11 protein-coding genes and 2 pseudogenes are annotated in these 12,797 nt (G+C 48.3%); all 13 read left to right on the plus strand.

Going from position 1 to position 12,797, the window contains the following annotated elements; translation table 11 throughout:
- Positions 1-300 precede the first annotated feature (300 nt).
- The 13 genes and pseudogenes from ACH5Y9_RS21425 to ACH5Y9_RS21485 all read left to right on the plus strand — a co-directional run bounded on the left by ACH5Y9_RS21425 (position 301) and on the right by ACH5Y9_RS21485 (position 12,560).
- Entirely contained in the window at positions 301-669 is a 369-nt protein-coding gene (locus ACH5Y9_RS21425) for an ATP synthase subunit I (protein WP_313732926.1), read from the plus strand.
- A gap of 17 nt (positions 670-686) precedes the next feature.
- A complete protein-coding gene (gene atpB / locus ACH5Y9_RS21430) occupies positions 687-1,451 on the plus strand; it encodes a F0F1 ATP synthase subunit A (protein WP_026147085.1) in 765 nt (254 codons plus the stop codon).
- 42 nt (positions 1,452-1,493) lie between these two features.
- The gene (atpE, locus tag ACH5Y9_RS21435) at positions 1,494-1,778 is read left to right on the plus strand and encodes a F0F1 ATP synthase subunit C (RefSeq protein ID WP_020484117.1); all 285 of its coding nucleotides are present in this window, start codon (positions 1,494-1,496) and stop codon (positions 1,776-1,778) included.
- A gap of 84 nt (positions 1,779-1,862) precedes the next feature.
- Complete coding sequence (locus tag ACH5Y9_RS21440; RefSeq protein ID WP_026602690.1) at positions 1,863-2,336, plus strand: F0F1 ATP synthase subunit B; 474 nt, start codon at positions 1,863-1,865, stop codon at positions 2,334-2,336.
- Positions 2,337-2,339: 3 nt separating this feature from the next.
- A complete protein-coding gene (locus tag ACH5Y9_RS21445; RefSeq protein ID WP_445367528.1) occupies positions 2,340-2,870 on the plus strand; it encodes a F0F1 ATP synthase subunit delta in 531 nt (176 codons plus the stop codon).
- Between the two features lie 21 nt (positions 2,871-2,891).
- A pseudogene (gene atpA, locus ACH5Y9_RS21450) lies at positions 2,892-4,434 on the plus strand (F0F1 ATP synthase subunit alpha).
- Positions 4,435-4,445: 11 nt separating this feature from the next.
- Positions 4,446-5,309 (plus strand): F0F1 ATP synthase subunit gamma, encoded by an 864-nt coding sequence (atpG, locus tag ACH5Y9_RS21455; RefSeq protein WP_445367529.1) that lies wholly within the window; start codon positions 4,446-4,448, stop codon positions 5,307-5,309.
- 42 nt (positions 5,310-5,351) lie between these two features.
- Positions 5,352-6,726: pseudogene (atpD, locus tag ACH5Y9_RS21460) on the plus strand (F0F1 ATP synthase subunit beta).
- A gap of 24 nt (positions 6,727-6,750) precedes the next feature.
- Positions 6,751-7,173 carry a F0F1 ATP synthase subunit epsilon gene (locus ACH5Y9_RS21465; protein ID WP_033156953.1) on the plus strand — a complete coding sequence of 141 codons (423 nt, stop codon included), beginning with the start codon at positions 6,751-6,753 and terminating at the stop codon, positions 7,171-7,173.
- Positions 7,174-7,245: 72 nt separating this feature from the next.
- The gene (glmU, locus tag ACH5Y9_RS21470; protein WP_445367530.1) at positions 7,246-8,667 is read left to right on the plus strand and encodes a bifunctional UDP-N-acetylglucosamine diphosphorylase/glucosamine-1-phosphate N-acetyltransferase GlmU; all 1,422 of its coding nucleotides are present in this window, start codon (positions 7,246-7,248) and stop codon (positions 8,665-8,667) included.
- A 1-nt stretch (position 8,668) separates the two neighbouring features.
- Complete coding sequence (glmS, locus tag ACH5Y9_RS21475; protein ID WP_445367531.1) at positions 8,669-10,504, plus strand: glutamine--fructose-6-phosphate transaminase (isomerizing); 1,836 nt, start codon at positions 8,669-8,671, stop codon at positions 10,502-10,504.
- A 321-nt stretch (positions 10,505-10,825) separates the two neighbouring features.
- Positions 10,826-11,914: a DUF262 domain-containing protein gene (locus ACH5Y9_RS21480; protein WP_445367532.1), complete on the plus strand. Its 1,089-nt coding sequence runs from the start codon at positions 10,826-10,828 to the stop codon at positions 11,912-11,914.
- Between the two features lies 1 nt (position 11,915).
- Positions 11,916-12,560, plus strand: a complete 645-nt coding sequence (locus ACH5Y9_RS21485) for an MAE_28990/MAE_18760 family HEPN-like nuclease (RefSeq protein ID WP_319962140.1) — start codon at positions 11,916-11,918, stop codon at positions 12,558-12,560.
- The last annotated feature ends 237 nt before the right edge of the window (positions 12,561-12,797 follow it).

A 12,797-nucleotide genomic window follows, 5' to 3' on the forward strand; every position in this document is an offset into this window, starting at 1 on the left:
GCTGGCAAATGTCGTATTTCGGTCATGGTTCGGTGCTTTGTCGGATTTGCTACATTGCCGTTTTGGGTAACATTGCAGAAAATCAATATGTTACGAAATGGCATGTGTATTGCTATAAGCGTTGGGATTGAGCGTTTGGAATACGTCTGTAGTGGCTAGGTGTGGACAGTGGGCTCGTTGGGATAGTCTTGCCAAATCAACAAGGTGGCAATGCCAATTGGTTCCTACCGGACGTGCTTACCTTGCTTTAGAAGTGCTGGCTGGATATAATCGCCCAGCTCAAGACGAAAGGGGAAGTAAATGACAGCTAGAAATGATTTTTCTACTGTCAGAAAAGTAGTTTTTGGACAAGTCCTGATGGCTGCATTGGTGGCGTCGGGATTTTTATTGATAGGCGGTTGGAAAAGTGCAGTGTCTCCGTTACTCGGAGGATTCGTGGCTTTGCTGCCTAATCTGTATTTCGCCTACAAAATCTATCTTGCCAAGGATTTGGGCGCGCAGGGTATCGTTAATGCATTTTATGCAGGCGAAACGGTTAAGTTAATTTTGACGGTAGCCCTGTTTTCTATCGTGTTACAGATTCCCTCTGTTGATTTCTTAACGCTGATGGTGGGTTACATCGCAGTGTTGTCGGTTTTTTGGTTTGCGCTGTTTTTGTGGCGTGATTAGTTTTTTTGCGAGGACAAATGAGTACTGAAGGTGGCGCAACAGGTTATATAGTCCATCACTTGACACCATTGTCGGTGGGTGAGGGATTTTGGACATTGCATCTGGATACCTTGTTTTTCTCCGCGTTTTTAGGCGGATTGTTCATTCTGTTCTTCAAAACGGTGGCGGAAAGAGCAACATCCGGGGTGCCTGGCTTGGCGCAAAACATTGCGGAAACCTTGGTAGAGTTCGTCGATACCCAAGTTAAGGACAGTTTCCACGGTCGCAGTCCTTTGATCGCGCCGCTATCGTTGACGATCTTCTGCTGGGTGTTCATGTGGAACGCCATGGACATGTTGCCGGTGGATTTGTTGCCGATGATAGGTAGCTTGATGGGCATGGAATACATGCGTGTGGTGCCGAGTACTGATTTGAACGGTACCTTTGCATTGTCGATCAGCGTATTTTTCCTGATCTTCTTTTATAGCATCAAGGTTAAAGGCTTGATGGGGTTTGCCAAGGAAATGACTTGCACGCCTTTCGGTCCGAAAATGATGCCATTCAATCTGCTGCTGAAAACAGTCGAGGAATTGGCTAAACCCATCTCCCTGGGTCTGCGGTTATTCGGTAACTTGTATGCCGGTGAACTGGTATTTATCCTGATCGCCTTGCTACCGCCTATCGTTCAGCCGTTGCTGGGCTTCCCTTGGGCTGTATTTCATATTCTGGTTATTACCCTGCAAGCTTTCATATTCATGGTGTTGACCATCGTTTATTTGAGCTTGGCCCACGAAGATCATTAATAGTTTTATTTTCAACTTTCATATCAATACTTAGGAGACACTATGGAACTCGCATCATTAATTGCCAACGTACAAGGCTTCACCGTTATCGCAGTTGGCATCATTTTGGGCTTGGGCGCAATCGGTACTGCTATCGGCTTTGGTTTGCTGGGCGGTAAATTCCTGGAAGGCGCTGCTCGTCAACCTGAGTTGGTTCCTATGTTGCAGGTCAAAATGTTCATCATCGCCGGTTTGCTTGACGCGGTAACCATGATCGGTGTCGGTCTGGCTCTGATGTTGACCTTCGCAAACCCATTCCTTTCAGCCGTTCAATCTGTCGCAGGTTAATTAGCAATTATCGGATCAAGTTGAATGGGCTAATCCCTGTTCGCGTACCGATAGAATGACAACGGCATTACGAGGAAAGCATCAATGAGCATCAATGCTACTCTGATCGGGCAGATGATAACTTTCACACTTCTGGTTTGGTTTACCATGAAGTATGTCTGGCCACCGATCATTGCCGCTCTGGAAGAGCGCAAAACCAAAATTTCCGAAGGTTTGGCCGCGGCCGAGAAAGGCCAGGAAGAAATTAAATTGGCCGAGAAAAAAGCCAAGAGCCTGCTGAAGGAAGCTAAAGAACAATCGGCGGAAATCGTCAGCGCAGCGCAGAAACGCGCCAATCAGCTGGTTGAAGAGTCGAAAGATCAAGCCAAAAAAGAAGGCGAGCGTTTGCTTGAAGCAGCAAAAGCCCAGATAGAGCAGGAAATGCTGCAAGCCAAAGAGAGCTTGCGTAAAGAAGTATCCTCACTGGCTTTGCGTGCAGCTGAACAGATTTTGAAAGAAGAAATCGACAAAGCCAAGCATCAAGACATTCTCAGCAAAGCAGCTGATCAATTGGGTTAAGCAATGGCTGAGTTATCGACATTAGCAAGACCTTACGCGGAAGCAGCTTTCAAGCGTGCCAAGGAAACGGGGTCGTCCAAACAATGGTCCGATTCTTTGACGTTTTTGTCTTTGGTCATTCAGGATGAGGCATTGGCTAACATTGTCAAAAATCCTCGGGTTGGCAAACGGCATACAGCGCAGTTGATTCTGGATATTTGCCAGGATCAGATACATGACGAAGCCAAGAATCTTCTGAAAGTGTTGATAGAAAATGACAAGCTGCCCTTACTCCCGCAAATTTCGGTTATGTTTGAGCAGTACAAAGCGGATGATGAAGGCTACGTCAATGTTGATTTATACAGTGCGTACTCGCTAACAAAAGCCGAGCAAGGCAAATATGTCGCCATGCTGGAAAAGCTTTTGCATAAAAAGGTCAATGCATCCGTTTCTGTCGATAAATCGTTAATTGGGGGCATCCTCGCTAAAGCGGGCGATAAAGTCATCGACGGTTCTATCAAAGGCCAGCTTCATCAATTAGCTAAAAGACTTTAAGAGTTAGAGCGGGAAAATAAAATGCAATTAAATCCATCAGAAATAAGTGATCTGATCAAAAAGAAGATCGAGAACTTCGACGCCCATGTTGAGGCACATACCGAAGGCACCGTAGTCAGTGTCACCGACGGTATTGTTCGGGTTCACGGTCTGTCGGAAGCAATGCAAGGCGAAATGCTGGAATTCCCTGGCGGTCTCTTACGGCATGGCTTTGAACCTGGAAAGAGACTCGGTCGGTGTGGTAATGCTCGGTGCTTACCAACACATCACCGAAGGCGATACCGTTAAATGTACCGGTAGAATTTTAGAAGTGCCGGTGGGTGAAGCATTGTTGGGCCGTGTGGTCGATGCCTTGGGTAACCCTATCGACGGTAAAGGCGCCATCGAAACCAAATTGAGCTCCCCAATCGAAAAAATTGCCCCCGGCGTTATTGCCAGACAATCGGTAGATCAACCGGTGCAAATCGGTTTGAAAGCGATTGACTCGATGATTCCGGTTGGTCGCGGCCAACGTGAGTTAATCATCGGCGACAGACAAACCGGTAAAACAGCCATTGCGATTGATGCGATCATCAATCAAAAAGGTACCGGCATTAAATGTATCTATGTCGCTATCGGCCAAAAACGTTCTTCTATTGCCAACGTGGTTCGCAAACTGGAAGAGCACGGCGCGATGGAGCACACTATCATCGTGGTGGCTTCGGCTTCTGAATCGGCAGCGCTGCAATTTATTGCACCCTACACCGGTTGCTCAATGGGCGAATATTTCCGCGACATTGGTGAAGATGCGCTGATCATTTATGACGATTTGACCAAGCAAGCTTGGGCGTATCGCCAAATTTCCTTGCTGTTGCGTCGTCCGCCAGGTCGTGAAGCCTACCCTGGTGACGTGTTTTACATCCACTCACGTTTGCTGGAACGCGCTGCGCGTATTAACGCGGTTGAAGTCGAAAAACTGACCAACGGAAAAGTAAAAGGCAAAACCGGTTCATTAACTGCATTGCCGATTATCGAAACCCAAGGCGGCGACGTATCGGCTTTCGTACCGACCAACGTAATCTCCATCACCGACGGCCAGATCTTCCTGGAAACCGGTCTGTTCAATTCGGGTATTCGTCCTGCGGTTAACGCCGGTCTGTCAGTATCTCGGGTTGGCGGCGCGGCACAAACCAAGATCATCAAAAAGCTGGGCGGCGGTATTCGTCTGGATTTGGCGCAGTTCCGCGAATTGGCGGCGTTTGCGCAGTTCGCTTCCGATTTGGACGAAAGCACACGCAAGCAAATCGAACGCGGCCAACGGGTTACCGAGCTGATGAAACAAAACCAATACGCGCCGATGTCGGTTGCGGACATGAGTGTTTCCTTGTACGCGGCTAACGCTGGATTCCTTGATGGTCTGGAAGTTAAAAAAGTCCGCGATTTCGAAGCGGCCTTGCTGGACTTCATGCATGCCGACGAATCTGCTTTGATGGCTAAAATCAACGAGAAAGGCGACTACAACGACGACATTCAAAAAGGCATCCACAATGCCATTGAACGTTTCGTCAAAACCGGTAGCTGGTAAAGGGTCCGCACATGGCTGTTGGCAAAGAGATACGTACCAAGATCGCGAGTATTAAAAATACTCAGAAGATTACTCGGGCCATGGAAATGGTGGCGGCGAGCAAGATGCGTAAAACCAAAGACAGAATGCAGGCCACCCGGCCTTACGCGAAAAAGATAGGCCAGATCATCAAACATCTGGCTTATGCCAATCCCGAATACAAGCATCCTTTTTTGATCGAACGCGAAGTGAAGCGCATCGGCATCATCGTAGTGAGCTCCGATAGAGGTTTGTGCGGTGGTCTGAATGCCAACTTGTTTCGAAAAGTTTTAGGCGAAATGCAGCAATGGCAAAGCCGCCAGATTGAAGTAGACGTTTGTACCATCGGTAGCAAAGCGGCGGGTTTTTTCAGCATGATCAAAGCTAACCTGATAGGACAAGTCTCGAAATTGGGTGATACGCCACATCAGAGCGAAATTATCGGCACGATCAAAATCATGCTGGATGCGTTCACCGCCGGTGAAATTGACGAGTTGTTTTTGATTAGTAATGACTTCGTAAACACCATGACACAAAAACCGGTGGTACAAAAATTGTTGCCGGTTGCTGTGGGTGATTTGGCTGAAGAGTCCAAAGGTCGCTGGGATTACTTATACGAACCTGATGCTAAAGAAGTATTGGACAGTTTATTGATCCGATATGTGGAATCCGCGGTTTTCCAAGGTTTAGTGGAAAACAACGCCTGCGAGCAGGCTGCCCGAATGGTGGCAATGAAAAGCGCATCCGATAACGCAGGGAATATCATTAAAGAATTGCAACTGGTTTATAACAAAGCCAGACAGGCGGCAATTACGCAAGAGATTTCCGAAATCGTGGCCGGCGCTGCCGCTGTTTAGTGCATCAAGACAAGTTTAGAGATTTTAAAAGAGGACGACATAATGAGTTTGGGTAAAATCGTTCAGATCATCGGTGCGGTCGTAGACGTGGAGTTTCCACGCGATAACCTGCCGAAAGTATATGATGCGTTAAATGTTAAAGGCGGTCTGGTTTTGGAAGTTCAGCAGCAATTGGGCGACGGCGTAGTCCGGACCATTGCGATGGGTTCCACCGACGGTTTGAGCCGTGGTGTTGAAGTCAGCAACTCTGGCGAAGCGATCAAGGTACCGGTCGGTCAAGCAACTCTGGGACGCATCATGAATGTCCTCGGTGAAGCGATCGATGAAAAAGGGCCTATCGGTGAGAAAGAGAAGTGGACTATCCACCGTGACGCGCCTTCGTACGACGAACAAGCGCCAGCCAACGAATTGTTGGAAACCGGTATCAAAGTAATCGACTTGGTTTGCCCGTTCGCGAAAGGCGGTAAAGTCGGTCTGTTCGGCGGTGCCGGCGTAGGCAAGACTGTTAACATGATGGAATTGATCCGTAACATCGCGATTGAGCATAGCGGTTTCTCGGTATTTGCTGGCGTCGGTGAGCGGACTCGTGAAGGTAACGACTTCTATCACGAAATGACCGACTCCAACGTTATCGACAAAGTATCACTGGTTTACGGTCAAATGAACGAGCCACCTGGAAACCGTTTGCGCGTCGCGTTGACCGGTTTGACCATGGCGGAGTTTTTCCGTGACGAAGGTCGTGACGTACTGTTCTTCGTTGACAACATTTATCGTTATACCTTGGCGGGTACCGAAGTATCGGCGCTGCTGGGCCGTATGCCTTCCGCGGTAGGTTATCAGCCTACACTGGCTGAAGAGATGGGTGTGTTGCAGGAACGGATTACCTCGACTAAAACCGGTTCTATTACCTCTATCCAAGCGGTCTACGTACCCGCGGACGACTTGACCGACCCGTCGCCTGCTACAACATTTGCTCACTTGGACGCGACCGTGGTATTGTCCCGCCAAATCGCCGAGCTGGGTATTTATCCGGCTATTGATCCGCTGGATTCCGGCAGACCGTCAGCTTGATCCTTTGGTTATCGGTCAGGAACATTACGAAGTTGCCCGTTCGGTACAAGGTATTTTGCAACGCTACAAAGAACTGCGCGATATTATCGCCATCTTGGGCATGGACGAGTTGTCGGAAGACGACAAACTGACCGTATCCAGAGCGCGTAAAATCCAACGCTTCTTGTCGCAGCCGTTCTTCGTTGCCGAAGTCTTTACCGGTTCGCCTGGTAAATACGTATCTTTGAAAGATACTATTGCCGGCTTCAAAGGCATTATCAGCGGCGAATACGACAGTCTTCCCGAGCAAGCTTTCTACATGGTCGGCACAATCGACGAAGCCATTGAAAAAGCCAAAGGCATGTAAACCACCTCATAGGAGAGTTTTAACATGGCAATGACAATTCATGTGGACATCGTCAGCGCGGAGCAGGAAATTTTTTCCGGCTTGGCTGAAATGGTCTTTGCACCGGCGGAAATGGGTGATGTAGGCATTGCGCCGCGCCATGCGCCGTTAATCACCAAGCTTAAGCCCGGTGAAGTGCGGGTTAAGCTGAGCGATAAGGACTATCAAGCGTTTTACGTGTCCGGTGGCTTTCTGGAAGTTCAGCCGCATTTGGTGACCGTTTTGGCGGATACCGCGATCAGAGCAAAGGACATCGACGAAGCGGCGGCGCTACAAGCCAAAGCCAGAGCGGAAGAAATGCTCAGCGATAAATCGGGTAAATACGATTACGCGATTGCGCAAGCCGAATTGGCACAAGCTGTAAACCAATTAAGAACCTTGGAAAGATTAAGAAAACGTGGTGCGTAAACCAATTATCGCGTAAAAATATAAGCCCGATGACGCAACGTTATCGGGCTTTTTTTGTTTTAAGGAATAGCAATGTCGATTAAAACCATCATCTTGGCGGCCGGCCAAGGCACCAGAATGCGTTCGTCGCGGCCTAAAGTACTGCACGAAATCGCCAATAAAGCGTTGTTGCAGCATGTCTACGAAACAAGTCTTTCGCTGGAAAATAATCAGATTTTTATCATCTACGGCCACGGCGGCGAGACTGTCAAACAAGCTTTGATTAGCTTGGACGCTACCTGGATAGAGCAAAAGCAGCAACTAGGCACCGGGCACGCGGTACAGCAAGCCATTCACCACGTCGACGATCCGGACACCGTATTGATTCTATACGGCGATGTACCTTTATTAAAGGCCAAAACCATCCAAACCTTATTGCACAAGGTCAGCTTGACGTCCTTGGCATTGCTGACGGTTAACCTGGACGACCCCACCGGCTACGGCCGCATAGTCCGCGATAAAGATCATGCTGTTGTCAAAATAGTCGAGCAAAAAGACGCCAACGAAGTGGAATTACAAATCAGCGAAGGCAATACCGGCATCCTGGCCTGCAAAGGTAGCCAGTTGAAGCAATGGTTGTCCAGGCTGAGCAATAACAACGCCCAAAACGAATATTATTTAACCGATATTATCGAAATGGCCGTGGAAGATGGCCTTACCGTCGAAACCACTCAAGCCGGTAGCCAGGACGAAGTGCTGGGTGTAAACAATCGCAGCCAATTGGCGCATCTAGAGCGCGTGTATCAAGCGGAACAGGCGCAAGCATTGATGGAAAAAGGCGTTACCCTGCGCGATCCGGCCCGCGTGGATGTGCGGGGCAGCTTCGCCGAACTGGGTCAGGATATTGATGTGGACATCAACGTGATTTTCGAAGGCGTTAATCGCATCGGCTTCAATGTAAAAATCGGTCCCAATTGTCTGATTAAAAACGCCAGCATCGCCAACGATGTCGAAATTCTCGCTAACAGCGTGATCGAGGACGCCTCGGTCGGCGCCGGCAGCCGCATAGGCCCGTTCGCCCGGCTGCGGCCGCAAACCGAGCTGGCCGATCATGTGCATATCGGCAATTTTGTGGAAATCAAGAAGTCCACTGTCGGTACCGGCAGCAAAATTAACCATTTAAGCTATATTGGCGATAGCGAAGTGGGTAGCAAGGTCAATATCGGCGCCGGCACCATTACTTGCAATTACGACGGCGTGAATAAATTTAAAACCATCATCGAAGACGGCGCGTTTATCGGCTCCGATACCCAATTGGTGGCACCGGTAACGGTCGGAAAAAACGCGACAATCGGCGCCGGTTCGACCATAACCCGAGATACGCCGGAAAATCAATTAACCCTTAGCCGGAGTAAGCAGCTTAGCGTGCCTAGCTGGCAGCGTCCGGTCAAACTGGCGGAGATTGTTCCCGACAATTCTCCGCACTCGTTAGCTCCTAGTAAGTCGGAGAAATAGTATGTGTGGGATAGTCGCGGGCGTTGCCCAACGCAATGTGGTACCGATATTGATAGAGGGTTTGAAGCGTCTGGAATACCGGGGCTACGACTCTGCCGGCTTGGCTGTCGTCAATAGCGGAGAAATATTCCGCAAGCGCGAGTTGGGCAAGGTTAAAGGCCTGGAAGCCCTAATCGCCGCCGACCCGATCGAAGGCCGCATCGGCATCGCCCACACCCGCTGGGCTACTCACGGCAAGCCCAGCACCCGCAATGCCCACCCCCACGTCAGCAAGGACCGTGTCGCGGTGGTACATAATGGCATCATTGAAAACCACGATCATTTACGCACCGCATTACAGGAAAACGGCTACGTCTTCACCTCGGAGACTGACACCGAGGTCATCGTACATAAGGTTGCTGAAGAACTGAAAGACGCCGACAGCCTGCTCGACGCCGTCACCAAAACCGTCAAAAGCCTGCGCGGCGCTTATGCCTTGGGCGTCATCGACAGCGAACAACCGGATTTATTGGTTGCCTGCCGTAAAGGCAGCCCGCTGGTCATCGGTATCGGCATCGGCGAATATTTCATCGCCTCCGACATTGCCGCCTTGCTGCCGGTTACCCAGCGCTTCATCTTCCTGGAAGACGGTGATGTGGCCGAATTGACCATCAACGGTGTCACCATTTTCGACGAAGCAGGCCGCCGCGTGGTTCGCCCGGTCATCGAAAGCCAGCTGAAAGCCGACTCGGTCGACAAAGGCAAATACCGCCACTACATGCTCAAGGAAATCTACGAGCAAGCCTGGGCGGTTTCCGAAACCCTGGAAGGCCGCTTCATCGACAACCGCCTGCAGGACAACGCCTTTGGCCACAACGCCGGCGAAGTGTTCGATCAGATCAAATCGGTGCTGATCCTGGCCTGCGGCACCAGTTACCACGCCGGACTGGTCGCTCGCTACTGGTTCGAAAAATACGCCCGCGTGCCCTGCTCGATCGAAATTGCCAGCGAGTTTCGCTACCGCAACCCGGTGGTGGCGCCGAATACATTAGTAGTCACCATTTCCCAGTCCGGCGAAACTGCCGACACGCTGGCCGCATTACAGGAAGCCAAGAAGCTCGGCGTCAAACACTCGTTGGTGATCTGTAACGCGCCGGAAAGCTCGCTGGTGCGAGAATCAGATCTGGTGTTGATGACCCGCGCCGGCCCGGAAATCGGCGTTGCTTCGACCAAGGCCTTCACCACCCAGTTGGTGGCCTTGTTGATGCTGATCATCGCGGTCGGCCGCCGCTTCGAGCTCAGTGCCGACCAAGAGGAGCACATCGTCTCGCAACTGTTCGCCCTGCCCGGCAACATCGAAAAAGTGTTGAAGCTGGACAATGCCATCGAACTGTTGTCGCAGCGTTTCGCGGACAAGCACAACGCGCTGTTCCTCGGCCGTGGTACCCATTACCCGATCGCAATGGAAGGCGCGTTGAAGCTAAAGGAGATTTCCTATATCCACGCCGAAGCCTATCCGGCCGGCGAATTGAAGCACGGCCCGCTGGCCTTGATCGATGCCGAAATGCCGGTGGTCACGGTCGCGCCCAACAACAACCTGCTGGAAAAGCTGAAATCCAATATCCAGGAAGTCAGCGCCCGCGGCGGACAGTTGATCGTGTTCATGGACGAGGACTTGGCCGAAAGCGATGCCGCCGACGAAAACGTACAAATCGTCAAAATGCCCAGCGTCGCCAACGCCATCTCGCCGATTATCTACACCATCCCGCTACAACTGCTGTCCTACCACGTCGCCGTACTGAAAGGCACCGACGTTGACCAGCCCAGGAACCTAGCCAAGTCGGTGACGGTGGAATAGCGGCAGATTTGGCGGAATGGATTCCGAATATGTTGGGTTTGGGTTTAAGGGTTTGTCGGGTTAAGTCTCGGCAAATCCTTTTTTATTGGCTGTGATTTGCTCGTTGTGTTTTGAATTGTCCGACGACCGGGAGGAGAGATCGGACCCAAGCGGAAATTGGTGTATTTAATCCGGCACGCCGGTTTGATATTCAAATAACGAAAGTTGTAGGGTGGATAAGCGTAGCGTCATCCGCCATAGAGTAGAAGAATTTTAAATTAGGTGGATGGCGCTGCGCTTATCCACCCTACGGTCCTACTGAATCAAAATTTGGTTATTAAAATGAGCATTGACAAAGAAGTAAACAAAGCCAAGCAAGAGATAGTTAAAGACGGATTAGATATGTCTCTTGGTGAAATTATGCGTATCTATGAGCGCGGAGAGCTTGTCATTCGTCCAGAGTATCAACGTTTATATCGATGTGATGAGTCAAAACGCACAAGGTTTTTAGAGTCGCTTATTTTAGGTATACCTATTCCTCCTATATTTGTCTTTACCGATGAAAAGGGGAGGTGGGAGCTAATTGATGGATTGCAACGCTTATCCACTGTATTTCACTATGCAGGTATTCTTATGGACGAAAATGGCTCAAAAATTGCTCCATTTACTCCATCTGGCACAAAACTACTCCCCTCTCTGGATGGGTTACACTGGGAGCCTATTAACGATGATGATGAATCGGCTCTTCCGATGTCAATCAGGTTAGATGTAGAGCGTTCTCGAATTAGGGTTGAGATATTAAAGCGGGAAAGTGATCAACGAGCAAAATATGAACTCTTTCAGAGGTTAAATACCGGTGGAGCCAGACTATCAGAGCAAGAAGTAAGAAATTGCGTATTGGTAATGCTTAACAAGGAACTCTATGAAAAGCTTGTTGTGGCTGCTCAAAATGCAAAATTTGTCCAATGTACCGCTCAAACTGATAGGTCAATTTCCGAACAAAAACCTATGGAGCTGTTGATTCGATTTCTAGCCTATAGATACAAGAAGTATGATCAAAAAATTGATGTACATGATTGGCTTGATGAGGTGGCGATCGATATTGCTACGGATGATAGATATGATATTGATCATGAGTTAGAGATTTTCTACAGAATATTTGAAATTCTTGAAAAGTCTCTAGGAAGTGATAGCTTTAAAAAGTTTGATAATGGAGTTTTTGAAAGAGGATTCTTAATTTCGGCTTATGAAGCAATTACTCATGGAATGTCTCATAAAATAGATAATATTGAAAAATGTGGGATCAATTCTCTTGTCGATTCAATAAAAAAAATGTGGGGAGATGAAAGGTTTTCTAATAATGCAAGAGCAGGCGTTCGGGGTACAACTAGACTGGCAAATATTTTGCCAATAGCGAGTACTTGGTTTTAACATGAGAATCAAAACTATTCATCAGTTTTCAGCAGCCTTGAATGACGAAATAACTTGGCGTAAACGAGAAATTATTGAATTAAGGATGCATGCCGCTAAGAAAGATAATGTTGTTAATAAAACCATATTGAGAGCGGGAGTCGCTGTGCTGTATTCTCATTGGGAGGGTTTTATTAAAGCATCTTCTGAACTCCTTCTAAATTATATCTCTAACCAAAAGCTAAAAAATGATGAGTTGAGTGATGTGTATGTTATTCAATCATTTAAATCTCATTTATCAAACCTTGCAGAAACTAAAAATGCAAGTATTGCAGTAGAGTCATTGAGATTTATCTTAGATGAGATGAATAAAAGCGCCTGTATTAAGTACAAAAACTACGTAAATACGGAGTCTAATTTGAGTTCAGAAGTATTTGATCGTATTGCGAAATCGGTCGGTGTAGATGTGAATAAATATATGCATTTATACCCATTCATTGACGAATCAATAGTTAATAAGAGAAATTATATCGCTCACGGAGAATACATGGATGTAAACATTGATGAGTATAAGAGGATATCGGATAGAGTATTCGATCTCATTAGATACTATAAAGATGACATCGAGAATATTGCTGTTAGAAGGTCATACGCGAAAGGACCGTAGGATGTACTGAACAGCGTGAAGCGCATAGTTCGCGATTGGTTCGGTTCGTAGACGCACCACACACTACGCCTATTTTCGGCTAGGCAATTGCCATTGGCACTATTGTATTCGTCCGGCGGTTTTGGTCGCTTTAAGTGTATTAGTCACGACTTGATCTGACACATCGACTTGAAAAGATGAGAGTTACCGGTTTTGATAGGGGTGTCGAATCCTTACACAAAACACAAAAGGTAACTC

It is taken from the genome of Methylomonas sp. BW4-1 (assembly GCF_052474385.1).